Here is a 14684-nt window from a genome sequence, read left to right on the forward strand (position 1 = left end):
CGCCAACAAGGTCACTGTCCCAGAGACCGCACTGTAACGGCCTTGGCATGGCAAAGGGTCAGCGAGCGCCCACGATCCAGAAAGAAGGCACATGGCAATTGCTGCACACACATCGTTCCGCAACCTCATTGCGGAAAGCTCCACCCCTCATGCTCGACACGGAATATCCGAATTGGCGCGCCTGACTGATCAGGGTCGGGCCTTAGGGAAAATACCGCACGAAAGGACTGACCAAAATTGGTAAAGTCCACGTTGATCGTGATCATACCCTGCAACATTGGCTGGTCGGGGTCGGGCAAGATACGGGTAATCTCGCCCTGAAAATCCTGCGCGTTGTAGAGAACATCGCCTCCGTGCCCCGCCAATTCAGGAACTACGCTGGCAAAGAAGTATTGCGACGCCAACCTTGGGCCGAAGGGGTTTTCCGCCGCGCTGCTCTGTGCCTCGAAGGTGGCATAAAGATCGCTCACCAATCGAGCCGCATCGTCGATCATTGCATCGCCAGTGCGATGGACCACGTCAGACCCGACATCATCGGCCTCAACATGTCCCCAATCCGGCTCAAGAAACCGTTGCGCGACCCAGCCGGACTTGATGTAGTCATCCGTCTGCATGAGGCACCAACTCTGCGACAAGTTCTCTCGCTGCGCCTCTGTCAGACGATTATAGATTGAAGGGATCATCAGTGGCACACAGGTGATCTGTTTCAAAGCGCGGGCATTGTGCGGAAGGCTGTCGATCACCAGATAGTCGGTTCCGGGCCCCATCCGCATATTCAGAACATCATCCGCCGCAACTCCAGTCACCCGCCATGCATCTGGCCCGTGACCGTCGATTTCGGCCTGAGCGGTCGATGCGACAAACGCCATGGCGCAGGAAAGCGCACCCGCCATAAAGAGCTTCGCCATTACTTAACCTCCACAACAGACCGCCCCAGAAGTGCGCGGTTCGACACATCCAGATAGCGGACTTCATAGAGACCCGGCTCGTCGGGCATTTTCAATTCCATGCTCTGGCCCGCTTCGATTTTCTGCGCCGAAACCCAGCTGAAATCGGGCTGTTCCTTAAGGGCCAATGCGATCCTTTGGTCAGCACCTTCGCCGCCGCCCGTCCATGTCACGGTGATCACTTCACTCGGCGCTGCCGTTTCGGGAGCCGACAGCCCCGCCCCGTCATCAAGCGGCGCATCCGCATCCACGACTTCCAGTGGGGCGCTCGCAAGGGTCTTGTTTCCCTGATCCAGAACATAGCGGATCTCGTAGAGGCCCGTTTCATCAGGCGCCTTCAGGCGGCCTTCGGTCATATCGCGCACGCGCAGATGGGTATGACGCGTTCCCTCGTCGGCACCTGCGGGCACAATAGTCACGTAGTCACTGCCATTGATGGCCGAAGACCACTGGATGTCGACCTGCGTTCCCGCGCGAACGCTGCCTGGGCCTGAAATGCCCATCTCCGGCTCAATCAACTCAACCGAAGCCATCCCGATGGTGCGGTCGCCCTCATCCAGCACATAGCGCACCTCGTAGAGACCTGGTGTGGCGGGAGCCGTCAGCTTGCCGGAAAGGTCGTCGCGGGCACGGATGTGGTTGTGCCGCGTGCCTTCGTCGGCACCAGCGGGAACGATGGTGATGAAGTCCGAACGGTTGATCGTTTTGTCCCACGCCACGTCGAACGTGGCCCCCGTTGTCACCTGCGCAGGAGCGGTAACGGTGACACCTGCCTCAACCAACTCAACCGAAGCCATCCCGATGGTGCGGTCGCCCTCATCAAGCACATAGCGGACCTCATAGAGACCCGGTGTGGCGGGAGCCGTCAGCTTGCCAGAAAGCTCGTCACGAGCGCGGATGTGGTTGTGCCGTGTGCCTTCGTCGGCACCAGCGGGAACGATGGTGATGAAATCTGAACTGTTGATCGTCTTATCCCACGCCACGTCGAACATGGCTCCCGTTGTCACCTGCGCGGGAGCGGTGACGGTGACACCTGCCTCAACCAACTCAACCGAAGCCACCCCGATGGTGCGGTCGCCCTCATCCAGCACATAGCGCACCTCATAGAGACCCGGTGTGGCGGGAGCCGTCAGCTTGCCAGAAAGGTCGTCGCGGGCGCGGATGTGGTTGTGCCGCGTGCCTTCGTCGGCACCAGCGGGAACGATGGTAATGAAGTCGGAGCTGTTGATCGTTTTGTCCCACGCCACGTCGAACGTGGCCCCCGTTGTCACCTGCGCGGGTGCGGTCAGAATGACCTCGGGAATGACGGGTTCGGGTGTTGGCTCTGGTTCGACCACCATCGCGTCCTGAACCTGAGCCAAGGCATTGTGAAGCTCGTCCGCATTGCCCGCAGGAACAAACATCCCGCCCGTATTATCGGCAATGCACGACAGGCTCGCCTGCGCGGCATCGTCCAGATCGAAGCCGACGACATGGACGGTGAATTTCACGCCCTGCTTGGCGAGCTGTGCAGATAGGGCACAAGGGTCGGCATTACAGGTCTCGACCCCATCGGAGATGAGCACGACGGTCGCGGGATTGTCACGGTAGGCAAGCAAATCGGCGGCATGTTGGATCGAGGCTGAAATCGGCGTCTTCCCAACGGGCCGAATTGCGTTGACCGTGTCAATGAAACTGCCGCGATCCACAGGGGCGGGTGAAATCAGCGTTTCGATGTCGGTGCAATCGCCCTTGCTCCGGTGACCATAGGCCACAAGGCCCAAATTGGTCTCAGCATCCCAATCATTGACCAGATCGGCCAAGACCTCGCGCGCGATTTCTACCTTTGACGTGCCATCGATCTGTCCCCACATGGAGCCAGAGGCATCATAGACAATCACAACATCATCCGCAGCCTGTACCGCAGACGCGTGAGCGATGATGCCTGCGGTGGCCATTATTGCCAATTTTGATGCTACCAGTTTCATAGTCCGTCCCTTCATCCTCTAATCATTAAGAGCGCCCCGAAGTGAGTGCTCAGGGCAGTTCCCATTATTCGTTTATTTGTGGCGGCCCGTCACAGGGGCGCCGACGGCCTCATAGGCCTCGTCAACGCCCTCGGACATTCCTCGGCGGCCCTTTTTCATACCCGTTGCATAATGCGCTTTTTGTGCAAGGTCAGTATTGGCATCCACGAGCATGGCTTGAACATCGTTGATGCCATCGTCATCAATCGCGAAGAATTTGAAACGCAGGCGTTGTTCCGCCGGAGGATATGTCTGCCGTGGCGCGCATATGTCCGAAGCCGTCGGATCGTCCACCTCAACACGCGGGGTCTCCGGCGTATGCGCTTTGACAGGAAGCAGGCGGCCATCTTTATCCAGCAATACGTTGGTTTCGACGGTGGTTGTTGTGTCTGGCGGATAGACGCGACAGGTTTTTACGCCAGTTAACTCGACAGGACAGCCTGGCTCACCCGGAAGGATTTCCGTTATGCCCTCATCGGATTGGCGGGTTTTGGCCACGGTTTCCGCAGCCGAAATGTAGCGGCCCGCTTCAGCCGGCGGAATGCCCAGCTTTGCCGCGACAATGTCGATTGCTTCTCCGCGCAGCGTTGGATCGACAGTCAGGCGATCCTCCATTGGCATGTCACGTGGCGCGAGATCGTCGTAACACCCTTTCATATCAGGCATCGAAACATCGCGCGGGTCCAACGCGACAGGAATATTGAACGCAAATCCGTGTGACTTGCCGGAAACGCTGCCGACCATGATCTTGTGATCAACCACGCGCAGCGTCAGTTCCGCCTCATCGGTCCCAATATCCTGTGCGACATACAGTGTCTCATCCATGATGGATTGCAGAAACAGCATCTGTTTCGAGCCCTGCGTCAGAACAAACTGACGTCCGCACTGGCTCACCTTAACCTCATGCAGCCCCTCACTTTTCGGCTTGCCCATAAACTGTCCCAACCACGCGCCACGGTTGGCATTGTAGAGCGCGGCGGCCTTTGCGCCATTTGGCGGGGCTTCGCCCGGCAGGGCTGTGACCGTATCCTGACCATTGAAAAATTCATAAATGCCTTCGCACACGACCGTTGCGCTGGCTGGCAGTGCCAACGTTGAGGCAACAGTGAAGGCAAGCGCCGTTAAACAATGCTCTTTCATCACAATTTTCCACCTTCATTCACAAGGGTCAAAAAGTCTCTCATACCTCTGATGCCCCTCTCGCACCTGTCTGACTTTCTCCCAAAGCGCGCTCCTTTAGTTTGCGGAACTTGCCTGACATCTGTTCGAGCTTGGCGTCCCATTCGGGATTGGGCTGCTGCCCGTCAGTCACTTTGAAAAAGACCTGCATCATGCAGGCTATGGCGAAAGGCTCCAGCAAAGCCGCCTTGACGCTCCATGCAAAAAGCAGCGCGAACACCACACCACCCGCTGCCCATGCGCCGGGCATCAGGTAGACAACCAGTGCCGCAGGTGCGAGCATGACCAAGAAAACCACAAAGCTCAGACCATAGATAAACAGCGCAAGCCATGCGGCGTTTTTCAGCATCGGCTTGTAGTTTTGCCCGTAGAGCACCAACGCCTCTTTCGCCGACATCCATGTATTGTCCGATCGTGTGCGAATGGCATGGGCGAGGATCACCTCGTCGATGAACCCCACGGCCACACGCAGGAACGCCGAGAGAATGCTGCTCAACTGCTGCACGCCCGGAATAGGCAGGATGGTGAAAATGCCGCGTACGAGCCCTGTGATTGCGCGGATGACCCCAATGATCAAACGATCCAACAAGAAGAGGACACTGGCCTGCGGAAAACGCTCTTTGACCACGGCTGTGGCATGGCTGATCTGGCTGCGGCCTTGAGGCATCGTCTTGCCGTCGATCAATTCCACCAGCACAGCGATATGCCCCGCCTTGACGATGTAAAGAATATATTCACGCGCCCAATACATGATCGCACCGAAAATGCCGAAACCAGCGAAGCCGCCCCACATCGTCGTGCTCGCGCGAAAGCCTTCGTCACCGAAGCCGCCGACGCCCCAACCGACACCCGCGCCAATTCCCGTAACGAGTATGTATCCTAAGGTAATACCAAAATAGACGGCCATCCGTAGCAAGATGAAGGGAAGAGTCCGTCCCATCATTCCAAGTGCGCCGCCGATACTGAAGTCCCACATTCCTAAGTTCCCTTGCCTGTCGTGGTTTGCTTTTGCTGCTTGATGCGGGGCTACATCTCACATTCGGCATTGCCGTATTTCGCAGTGCAGGCGCGGGCAGCACAGGAGGCGATCTGCGTGTCGCGCTGCGCCTTGCGAATGTCGACCCGCTCCAACTCTTTGTAAGGCACCGAAACCGTTTTCATTACGGGTTTACAAACGGTCGTTGTGCCCGATGTTTCGCAGACTGTTTCACCGCTCGGCCGCTCCTCGCTACGGTATTTCGTAACAGGCTCGAGGCGATAGACGGGGGGCATTTCCAGCAACCACTCAGCCTCGCAATGAGTGCGTTCAGTGCGATACTCGGGCGTACCGCAGGACTGTAAAATCAAGCAGGCAGAAAGGAGGGCTATAATAGGTGTTGGTCTGGGCATGACGGCAAATACTCATTGGTTCTCGGCCGACCTTATCGGGTGACTTTTCCATTCGCCCCATCTGTTTAGAGGGGGAGTAACGGAAAATATTTTGATATGGTTTGAAACTTATGTGTCTGCCTGCTCAACTGGCGCAACACTTCGAGGAAATTACAATGCGCACATTCATCGTCACCTGCCTGCACATTTTGGCGTTATCAGCACTGCCATTGGTTGGGGCTGCCGGAACTGAGAGCAAACCAGTACTGCAGGTGACCAGGGTGGTGACGGACGCGCCTATCTCTTTCACCATGGCACAAATTCAGGAAATGCCCGCAACAACTCTCACGACCTCAACGGTCGTGACGGACGGTGTGCATCAATTCACTGGGGTTCTTCTGCGCGACTTTCTGGAAGAGCTTGAGGCTGCTGGTGATACACTCGCCGCGACTGCGTTGAACGATTACATTGTCGACATTCCCCTAAGCGACCTTGAGCGGTTTGATGTAATCATGGCCTATAGTATGGACGATAAGGCGCTGGAACGCTCCGACAAAGGACCGCTGTGGATCGTCTATCCGCGTGATGCCCACAAGGAGCTACAAGACATCCGATATGACTACCGCTGGGTCTGGCAACTATCGGAACTCGCAGTAAAATGAACCGCTTGGGAGGTTCTCGACTCTGGCTGAGCCTGCCTTTGATCGCCATTTTGATCTTTGCCGTTCTGCTTGGGTTTGCGCTGTTGCGCATGTTCAAAGTAGAGGCCGACATTCGCGTTGACGCAGAGCAGAACATGCTTTGGGTTATGCATCAAAGCGAAAGTGCGGCCCGCCGTTTAATAGAGACAACGATGCGCGCTGAACTGGGCGAAACTGATGCCGATGAGGTTGCCCTCAGGCTGGATTTGCTGCGAAGCCGCTTCGTGCTTTTGCAAGAGGGGCCGCAGCAACGGTTCATGACTGAAATCGGACTACAACAGCGCGTGACCGAGCTGCACAGTGCGTTGCAAGACGTGCAACCGTTGCCCGAGGTATTCACCGCTCAGGATGCCCGAGAGCTGCGCCAAACGATAGCACCCTTTGCCACCTTTTTTTCGCGCGCAGCGAACCAGACAATGATCCAAGAATGGGATGATCTTGGCGGACGCTTGGAAACCTCGCGGGAGCAATTACGCCAGATCATTGTCTCGATGATTGGCATCATGGTGACGGGCACACTCCTAATCATAGCCCTCTTTTTCGTTCTGCGCCTATCTCGACAACGCAATAGAATGCTGCGCAGCGAGCGAGATTTTTCGAGCCTGTTGATTTCCTCCAGTGGCGAAGGGATTCTTGCGATTGACAGCACAGAGAAATGCACGATCTGGAACGCGGCGATGGCGACCATGACGGGTCGCACAGCAAAACAGGCAATGGGCAAGGAACTCACCGACATTAGTGGTTTCTTCGGCGTAGCCCAAGTGCGCGAAGCGGTATCGGCGGCACTAATTGGTGAGAGGACAAGCCTTGCGTTGCAGCCCTTTTATCGCGATCCGTATAGTCCGCCTATGCACGTAGATTTGCGGATCTCGCCCATGCGCAACGACAAAAAAAACGTCGGAGCCATCATCTTCATGCATGACGCCAGTGACCGCTACGCGGCACAGCAAAAAGAGACTGAAACGCGCGAACGTCTGGAACTTCTTGTTGCGGAGCGGACCCAAGAACTGGACGACGCTCTCATGCGAGAAAGGTCGGCAGCGGACCTTTACCGCAACTTTGCAGGTATGATTTCACACCAATACCGCACGCCTCTGGCCGTGGCAGATTCCGCTTTGCAGCGATTAATCCGGCGGGGACAGCGTGCCACTACGGAAGAGACCAAGGAACGAGCGACGAGGGCACGTGACGCGATCGCGGGGCTGACGCGTCTGGTGGAAAGCACGTTGGACAGCGCTCGGCTTGAAGCCGTGCCGATCAGCGCCCAGCGCGTGGAATGCAACCTGTTGGAGCTATTGGAAATGGTCATAGAACGGCATCAGGCCGCGGCTCCGAACACTCCCATCAAAGTACAGCAAGCGGCGGGATTTGACCCCGTCGCACATTTTGACCCCACCCATGCGGAGCAGGTGTTGGAAAACCTTCTATCCAACGCGGTAAAATACTCCCCACAGAAAGCCGCCGTGACGATCTCTTTGCATCACGATACCACTCAAGTTCATTGCGACATTAGCAATTATGGCCCTACGATAAAGCTTGAGGACCGAACCTATCTGTTTCACGCTAATTTCCGAGGGAGCAACAGTACCAAAACATCGGGCTCGGGGCTCGGGCTCTTCATAGCTCGCAGCCTCGCGCGTATGCAGGGAGGGGAGGTTAAATTAGTTAACGTTGAGCCCAACGTTACATTCCGTTTCAGCTTGCCGCGCAAACAAGGTGACCACTATGTCTGACACGCCTCCTGCCCCGCTGATCCTCGTGGTCGAGGATGAACCTGATCTGCGTCGCGATATCCTCGAAGAGTTGCAAGAAGCTGGCTATCGCACCCTCGCGGCGCAAGACGGAGAAACCGCAATGGCATTTCTATCGGGCATCACGCCGGATCTGGTTCTGTGCGACATCACCATGCCACGGCTTGATGGCTATGGCCTGTTGTCCGCCATGCGCACTAAAAGACCAGACATCGCGACCACACCATTTGTATTTCTAACCGCGATGTCCGAGCCGCAGGAGGTCATCAAAGGCAAACTACAAGGAGCAGATGATTACCTTGTCAAACCCGTGGATTATGACCTTTTGCTGGCCACAATTTCCGCACGGTTGCGTCAGGTAGACCGCATCCGCGGACAGCAGGAAAGCGAAATTTCCAACCTTCGGATGGCTTTGGGTGATTTGTCCACTGGCGTAAGGCACCCTGTGTTGGACCTCATAGCGCTCGGGGTTGTGCTTCTGAACGGTGAGGGTCGTGTTGTTCATGCCAACCGTGCGGCGCAAGATATGGCGCAGGACGCGTCGTTCTTGACTATACGAAACGACAGATTGCGTGCAGTAGACCCTGATAGCAATACAACGCTACACCGAACGATTAAGGAGTTGAATGAGGTCGCGCCCGAGACAGAAAATATAACTGGCGTATTACTACATCGGGCAGACCAGTCAATCTCGGTGCTAATCGCTGCGCTGGACATTACTGTGAAGCGAGATCCGAATGTCCCGCAATTTGCACTTTTTTTATCGCCTCCAGCACATGAAAAAAGGGTATCCGAAAAGCTACTGATTGATCTGTTCGGCCTTACACCTACAGAAGCCCGTGTCGCAGGGTTGCTCGCGCGCGGGGTTCTCCCATCAGAGGTCGTAGATGAACTTGGCGTGTCATCGACGACAATCGCCTTTCATATCCGCAACCTCTTGCAAAAAACTGGAACTAATCGCCAAGCCGACTTGATCGCACTCATACTTGCGGGCCCAATGGCGGTTGGAGCCATGTAATAGCCGAGAGCCATTTGCTTTGGCTGACTAGAGCTACAATTGCTCGCACGCATTTCATACTACAAAGCTATTTTCCCGTTCAAACAAACGGGGCGGCGATGGTCGAAGCCGACGCGCCATTCCGCGTCGCCCCCGCCAGCGCGAAGCTGGCCAAAGCACAAGCAGCGGGGTACACGCGCCGGCGCATCATGGGCCGACCCATGTCAGATCATAGGTGCCGACGGCAAGGCAGCGCTCGGACCCTTCCAGCAGCTTGGCGATTTTTGCCGACATGATGACCTCATGGTCCATGACCTCCTTGATCCGTGTCTCCGACAGGACCTCGGCCGTCAGAACCACCTTCTGTTTCATGCCGCCGACCGACTTGTCCGCAACCACCGTGTCCCAAGTGTTCATGCCGCTCTGCGCCCAGTTCAGTTTCTCGGCGTGTTTCATCAGGGGTTCGGGCTGGAACGGCGTGGCAAATGTCAGGGTCTCGCGCTTTTCATCGCCGAACATGCCAGCCATGGCCTTTTCGATGCCGCTGACAATCTTGGGGGCGCAGCCTTCGGTTTCGTGGTTGACGAGGCTGATTGCCCAGGTGCCGTCCTTGGGTTGGATCGGGCCGTCGCCCACGGCGACGGCAATGCTGGCGCTGCCTTCGCGCACGCCTTCGCCGCCGATATGAACGGTCACGGTATAGGTGCCCTTGGCGGGGTAGACATGGCGCCCGATCTGGTCGCCATGTCCGCCCGCGCCGCCGAAATCCCATTCATAGGTCATGTTCGGCACCGACTCGTTCTGATAACCGGCCAAAAATCCGAATTCCTGATCCACCTTGGCGCCATACAAATGAGTCAGGCGAATATCGCCGCAGCCATCGGCCGGCGCCCCGAAATCAATGCCGAGGTTCTGCATCGCATCCCGGAATGCCAGGACCAGCGCATCGTAATCGGCCAGCGACAGCTTGCCGCCACTGCCCGTGGGATACCGTCCGACAGTCGAGCCGCCGGTGGACGATCTGCGCGCCATCACGCGTTTTTCAGGACCGACATCAATATCGGACAGCCGCGCGTTGGCGAAATACTGATGGCGCGTCAGGCCATTAAGGGTTTCGGTGATGCGCTGGACCTCGAATGTCAGGATTTGCACCGGCTCGAACGTCTCGCGCGCCTGTTTGCGACATTGCGCAGGATGGGTGAGGCGCCACGCCTCGCTTGGCATCATATGGCCGTCCGGCCCGATGAACACATGCACCGATCGCAAATCGCCAGTATAGTCATTGCCGAAAACGTAGTCTTCTGGCGACAGACCCACCTCGGCGGGAATGGCAGGAAGGATTTCCATGACGGCCTCCTGCGCCAGCGCGGGATTGATGACGGATCCGTCGCCCTCCTGCGCCTGCGCCAAGGTCGCCAGAGATGACAGCGCAAGCGCCATGGCAAGTGTCCTGGTCGGTTTGCGATGTTGCTGTCTCATGGGATGCTCCTGTAATTCTGGCCGGTCGTGAGAGCTTTGCTCAGCGCGGGTTCCGCGACATTTTTGGCGGGAGTAAAGACGCCGCCAGTGTGCTCCAGCGGCAGTGGCGGAATTCCCCCGTTGACGCGTCTTTTGCGGGAATGATGGCACGGGCGCCGCACCCTTCGCCCCGTCCGTTTGGAGGGGGCGCGCAAATGAAAGTACATAGCTTGCAAAAGCGCGGTGAAATCCGCCAACAGCGACCCTTCCACATTGGGCGGACGCCGAAGCCAATCGAAACACATGGCCCGTAAATGGCTATTCTATTGAGGGCGAGCGCCGCACAGACCGGTTCATCAAAGGCACCCTGAAGCGCCATCGAACCTTGGCAATCGCGATTATCTGCGCCTCGGCAAAACGGTTCTTTCGCATTCGTCTGCTCCTTCAAAATTGGGCAGACTCTACATCAAAGTGAGAGATTTTGTGGGGGGCAGGTCACTATGAGCGGCCGCGTGGACGACTTCACTCGAACGGGCGGCGGCCCTATGGCAATTTTTTCCGACAGTCCCGCGCTACTACTTCTCCTGAAAAATGGCGGGACGGCGAAGGCTGAGTTCGCGCAGCGCGCCAAGGATGTCGGCTACGCTTCCTTCAATCAATGGCGACTTGGACGTCGGAGCATTATCTTGGAAAATAGGAAACCAGCCCCAACGGAGTTTTCCGAAGGTAAGGAATTACTAAGTTCACCCAATCCACGACACAGTGGCGCTATGATTTCTTCCTTCTGGAAGAGTTTCACTAAACTTCAAGGTCCACTTTGGCGAATTGGAACGGCGCCTTTTGCACTTGCAGCGAACGTCCGGTTCCCGCCATAATTGTCGGTTTCTGCGATGCAGCGCTTTAACATCTTGGGCGGAAACCGGACCTTAGCTGCATCTGCCAAGGTTCTGTGCCAGAATTGTAAAAGCGGCCATTCAAGCCGTCGCAGACCGAAGCCCCCATGCTGCGCTGGACGCCGAGGTCGGCTGTGCGCAGGAAGCGGGCTTTGCAAAGTTTGGCGAAACGGCCCACGGCAGTCATTCATCGCGTTACTTCCAGCGCTGGCCACGAAGTTCAACAGGGCCGCCCCATGCGGGCTTGGGAAGTCATTTCAGGCCGCCGGAAAGAGGCGCTGGATACCTTAACCTATTCTTACGCCGCGCGGCAGCTTGTAGGGCTAGACATGGAACGCCAGGAGAGCGATCTTACGCGAAGAGACGCGCCGCAAAAGTTCCCGACCGTTGATAAGTCCGCGTGGCTGGAAAGGTAATTATGCAGAAACATGGCGGCCAAACTTGCGAAGGCCCAGAGGAAATTCTCGTTTGCATTGTCGATGATAGCTACGGGAAGCCAAGCGAACTTGATGAAGAACAGCAATATGATTGGTATAAGGAACAGCTAGAAAAGGAGTTTTCTCAAGAGTTTGAGGAGGTGGATGTTGCCCCCGGCTATTCACTCCCTGCATTTGCCACAATCGTCCAAATCGTATCTGAATACTGGCCTGCACTAGTGGCGACCTTCTTTCTTGCGAAACCCGTATCTGAGAATTTGGAAGCGTGGAGGAATGCCGCAAAGTCGATCAAGAAATATTTTTCCAGACCTGAAGTGGTCTTGGGAAGAAATGCGGCGGCAGCATTGGCCGTGAAAGCCGTTTTTGACGACATGGGTGGCGTTCCAAAGAAAATCGAGTGCCTTCAGTATTTTTGGAGAGACCGTAGGTTCAAAGAAGAAGACTATTCTGATGGTAAAATAATTCAGGATGGGCCTAGGACGGAATACCTAAGCATGGCGGTTCATTTCTATAAGATTCGCGCTGACGGAATCGAATTTGAAGTTGAAGTTGACGGCAAAATCGTTCGTGCGAAACGCGTTTAGTCCTCATATCTTTCACGCATTTCTTCGAGCATTCGTTTCAATTCGCCAGTCCGGCTCACCGTTACAGATTCCAGTTCGCTCGCGTAGACAAGGGGGGCCATACTGCCCCCTTCAAACTCAGCCGCCGCGAACTCCGCTTGGGCTTTTGCATAACGTTCCCAATTCGCTTGAGTTTGCTTAAGTGCTGCGACTTGGCTCTCTTCCATCCAACCTGAACACTCCAATGCGACCATTGCGCGCTCCATCTGTTGCTGCGCTACATCCGCACGGCGGCCAGCTTCCATGTTCATTTCGACTTGGGTCATATAGGTGCTGTCGATAATCTCGATAGCATTCTCGATGAAGGCTTCCTGTTGGCTATTCAGAACCGCCAAGAATTGGGCAGCATCATCTCGGGCATGTTTCGCTAAGGCGGGGTCTTTTCCAAGTGATTTCAGTTTTTCCATAATATCGAGTGTAAGGATATTCTCTTCGACATTCGCCTTTTTTCTGGCGGTAGGAATAAATCGATTGATCCACTCTGTGCTGGCAGGCATAAAAACCGACCGAAAGAGATCAGCGACGAAACCCAAAACGAAACCAACCAACCAATCCATTCTGACCCCTCACATTTGTTAAGTGTGAAGTTACAGACAGATTTCGAGCTAGGCAACGTGGGGAAGTGGTCAAACAGGTAACGTCCCTCGACCATCCCACAGCGCGGGCACCTTGCTCAACATGGCGGTAACGCCCGTATCGGTCTCCTTCTCGATTTCCATCGCGACCGAACGTCGTATTTGGGCTGGGACCGGTCATCCGGTTGGTCGCGCCGAAGCCTGCAAGGTCAAAATTTGCGTGCCGCACCGCCGCAAGTCCGGTTTGAGCCCTTTGCGCGAATAGAGATTCTTGGAATATCTATGCCGCTCGTCCTTAAACCGAGCAACAGCCGTCAACGCATTATCGCCGACCTTCGATCTTGTTGATGCGCTCTCCGATCGATCTCAGAAACGCTGCCCTCGGGTTGTTTCTCAGGCCCGCATCAGCCATATGAATTGCAAAGCGATCAATCAATCCATCCGCTCCCATATGCGAGAAATCCAGCGGGCCGCTATCTCCTCTAAGATCGTTGGATGCGATGCGCTCGATCGCGCATATGTCGAGCGGCTCGATCTCTTTCCTTAGATGCTTGAACTTTTCCTCTGCTGGCAGATCGACGTTCGTCCATCCCGGTGCGAGGCCTACGGCTGCCTCTACGTCCGACCATTCAAAGTCCAACGCTTTCATTCCGTCCTCAGAAAACGCCCGCCAAGGGCAGGCGTCGAAGGGCATGTCTTTGAAGAAGTCAAACAGCAGGGTTCCAAGTTTCACTAAGTGGATGGCACACGAGACCCTAATATCATTCCCCATAACCTCAGGCGGAAGACGGAGTCGATCCTCAACAAATCGATATGTGTATCCGCCTTTCATTGTCGATCCACCGACGTAAGAGACCGGACCCTGCTTCTGGGAAACGTTACGAAGCTCAAGAAAGAAGCGCATCGCGGCATCAGTGCGCATCTCCGCCTGCTTCTCAGCATACCAATCACTGAAACCGCTGACCTTCGACATGGAACTCTGCATGACGAAAGTGACGTTTCGTGAGGCAGATAGGAAGGCATTCAGTTCATACTGAAAGTAAGGTCCGGACACCTCCATGCACCTGCCGAGGAAGTATTCCGCTTCCAGCAACTTCTCGGTGGCGTGACGGAGCGAGGTAAAGACGTGCGGCATCCCAACACGTTTGCAGAACTCATTCGTTTTGACAAGGGTTGTCGAGCAGAGCGAATGTAAACTTCGTCCGCTCAGCAGGCCTTCGGCAAACAAAAATGCTGCACAATGTTTCGAACGTCTGCTTCGGTGAAGCTGGCAACGCAGCGCTTAGGCATCTGGTCAACGGCGGCTCTGGGCCGTTCATGTTCAGTAAAGCTAAGGTCAGAATTTTCTCGATGCCCGCAAAGCCGATGGATTTCTGCATCTAGAAATGATGTGAGCTCGGCGTCAGACTTAAATGTCCACCGTTGACACATACCAGTCATACGAAGGCTTATATGGATTTCCTGAGAACCGACGCTTAGCATCAGTCCCCACCAATCAAATAACCCGCCCAATCCCCCAAATATGGTTTGCGGCGTTCGAGGTAGTCAGCGCGGTTATACGCGTCCTCCACATCGTTGACCGCGAAGTGCCCAAGGCAGGCCTCAGCCACCTCCCGGGCGCATTCTGTGCGTTCGGACAGCCATGTGCGTAGTGTAGAGCGAAACCCGTGGGGGCGGGCTTCAAGGCCGCGCTCGACCATGTAGTTGCGCATGGACATCTTGTTCAGAGGGCCGCCACGACTGTTGGGA

Annotated in this window: 13 protein-coding genes and 1 pseudogene; 5 read left to right on the forward strand and 9 right to left on the reverse strand. The window is 55.8% G+C overall.

The features are described from left to right. Positions 1–125 precede the first annotated feature (125 nt). From BFV97_RS04010 to BFV97_RS19135, 5 genes are all read right to left on the reverse strand, one after another. Positions 126–908, reverse strand: a complete 783-nt coding sequence (locus BFV97_RS04010; RefSeq protein ID WP_069298989.1) for an SH3 domain-containing protein — start codon at positions 906–908, stop codon at positions 126–128. Next, a complete protein-coding gene (locus BFV97_RS04015) occupies positions 908–2914 on the reverse strand; it encodes a vWA domain-containing protein (protein ID WP_069298990.1) in 2007 nt (668 codons plus the stop codon). Before BFV97_RS04015 ends, BFV97_RS04010 begins: the two co-directional genes overlap by 1 nt. Before the next feature lie 72 nt (positions 2915–2986). Continuing rightward, complete coding sequence (locus tag BFV97_RS04020; protein ID WP_157888261.1) at positions 2987–4096, reverse strand: hypothetical protein; 1110 nt, start codon at positions 4094–4096, stop codon at positions 2987–2989. A gap of 37 nt (positions 4097–4133) precedes the next feature. After that, positions 4134–5108: a hypothetical protein gene (locus tag BFV97_RS04025; protein WP_069298992.1), complete on the reverse strand. Its 975-nt coding sequence runs from the start codon at positions 5106–5108 to the stop codon at positions 4134–4136. Between the two features lie 50 nt (positions 5109–5158). Further along, positions 5159–5293, reverse strand: a complete 135-nt coding sequence (locus tag BFV97_RS19135; protein ID WP_281200934.1) for a hypothetical protein — start codon at positions 5291–5293, stop codon at positions 5159–5161. 383 nt (positions 5294–5676) lie between these two features. On the opposite strand from BFV97_RS19135, the gene BFV97_RS04030 reads away from it, so the two are divergent. The 3 genes from BFV97_RS04030 to BFV97_RS04040 are packed head-to-tail and all read left to right on the forward strand — an operon-like array spanning position 5677 to position 8970. Then, entirely contained in the window at positions 5677–6162 is a 486-nt protein-coding gene (locus tag BFV97_RS04030) for a putative pterin-binding protein (protein ID WP_083225504.1), read from the forward strand. Then, entirely contained in the window at positions 6159–7934 is a 1776-nt protein-coding gene (locus BFV97_RS04035) for a sensor histidine kinase (RefSeq protein WP_069298993.1), read from the forward strand. The genes BFV97_RS04030 and BFV97_RS04035 overlap by 4 nt, the downstream gene beginning before the upstream one ends. After that, positions 7927–8970 (forward strand): response regulator, encoded by a 1044-nt coding sequence (locus BFV97_RS04040; protein WP_069298994.1) that lies wholly within the window; start codon positions 7927–7929, stop codon positions 8968–8970. Before BFV97_RS04035 ends, BFV97_RS04040 begins: the two co-directional genes overlap by 8 nt. Before the next feature lie 186 nt (positions 8971–9156). Here BFV97_RS04040 and BFV97_RS04045 read toward each other — a convergent pair whose 3' ends face one another. Next, positions 9157–10428 (reverse strand): PKD domain-containing protein, encoded by a 1272-nt coding sequence (locus tag BFV97_RS04045; RefSeq protein ID WP_069298995.1) that lies wholly within the window; start codon positions 10426–10428, stop codon positions 9157–9159. A gap of 979 nt (positions 10429–11407) precedes the next feature. Between BFV97_RS04045 and BFV97_RS19235 the strand changes: the two genes are divergently transcribed. Together BFV97_RS19235 and BFV97_RS04055 are read left to right on the forward strand one after the other, a co-directional pair. Further along, a complete protein-coding gene (locus BFV97_RS19235; RefSeq protein WP_425412257.1) occupies positions 11408–11716 on the forward strand; it encodes a terminase gpA endonuclease subunit in 309 nt (102 codons plus the stop codon). A gap of 2 nt (positions 11717–11718) precedes the next feature. Further along, entirely contained in the window at positions 11719–12321 is a 603-nt protein-coding gene (locus tag BFV97_RS04055) for a hypothetical protein (protein ID WP_069298997.1), read from the forward strand. On the opposite strand, the gene BFV97_RS04060 is transcribed toward BFV97_RS04055, so the two are convergent. From BFV97_RS04060 to BFV97_RS18920, 3 genes and pseudogenes are all read right to left on the reverse strand, one after another. Then, positions 12318–12917 (reverse strand): lysozyme inhibitor LprI family protein, encoded by a 600-nt coding sequence (locus BFV97_RS04060; RefSeq protein ID WP_069298998.1) that lies wholly within the window; start codon positions 12915–12917, stop codon positions 12318–12320. The genes BFV97_RS04055 and BFV97_RS04060 overlap by 4 nt on opposite strands. A gap of 340 nt (positions 12918–13257) precedes the next feature. Beyond that, the gene (locus tag BFV97_RS04065) at positions 13258–14163 is read right to left on the reverse strand and encodes a hypothetical protein (RefSeq protein ID WP_157888262.1); all 906 of its coding nucleotides are present in this window, start codon (positions 14161–14163) and stop codon (positions 13258–13260) included. A gap of 253 nt (positions 14164–14416) precedes the next feature. Further along, a pseudogene (locus BFV97_RS18920) lies at positions 14417–14684 on the reverse strand (integrase); the annotation flags it as partial.

Source organism: Neptunicoccus sediminis, from assembly GCF_001719615.1.
Classification (GTDB): domain Bacteria; phylum Pseudomonadota; class Alphaproteobacteria; order Rhodobacterales; family Rhodobacteraceae; genus Amylibacter; species Amylibacter sediminis.

Coding starts and splice junctions, on each gene's coding strand:
- BFV97_RS04010 (WP_069298989.1), bottom strand. CDS start 908: ATGGCGAAGCTCTTTATGGCGGGTGCGCTTTCCTGCGCCATGGCGTTT.
- BFV97_RS04015 (WP_069298990.1), bottom strand. CDS start 2,914: ATGAAACTGGTAGCATCAAAATTGGCAATAATGGCCACCGCAGGCATC.
- BFV97_RS04025 (WP_069298992.1), bottom strand. CDS start 5,108: ATGTGGGACTTCAGTATCGGCGGCGCACTTGGAATGATGGGACGGACT.
- BFV97_RS19135 (WP_281200934.1), bottom strand. CDS start 5,293: ATGAAAACGGTTTCGGTGCCTTACAAAGAGTTGGAGCGGGTCGACATT.
- BFV97_RS04030 (WP_083225504.1), top strand. CDS start 5,677: ATGCGCACATTCATCGTCACCTGCCTGCACATTTTGGCGTTATCAGCA.
- BFV97_RS04035 (WP_069298993.1), top strand. CDS start 6,159: ATGAACCGCTTGGGAGGTTCTCGACTCTGGCTGAGCCTGCCTTTGATC.
- BFV97_RS04040 (WP_069298994.1), top strand. CDS start 7,927: ATGTCTGACACGCCTCCTGCCCCGCTGATCCTCGTGGTCGAGGATGAA.
- BFV97_RS04045 (WP_069298995.1), bottom strand. CDS start 10,428: ATGAGACAGCAACATCGCAAACCGACCAGGACACTTGCCATGGCGCTT.
- BFV97_RS19235 (WP_425412257.1), top strand. CDS start 11,408: ATGCTGCGCTGGACGCCGAGGTCGGCTGTGCGCAGGAAGCGGGCTTTG.
- BFV97_RS04055 (WP_069298997.1), top strand. CDS start 11,719: ATGCAGAAACATGGCGGCCAAACTTGCGAAGGCCCAGAGGAAATTCTC.
- BFV97_RS04060 (WP_069298998.1), bottom strand. CDS start 12,917: ATGGATTGGTTGGTTGGTTTCGTTTTGGGTTTCGTCGCTGATCTCTTT.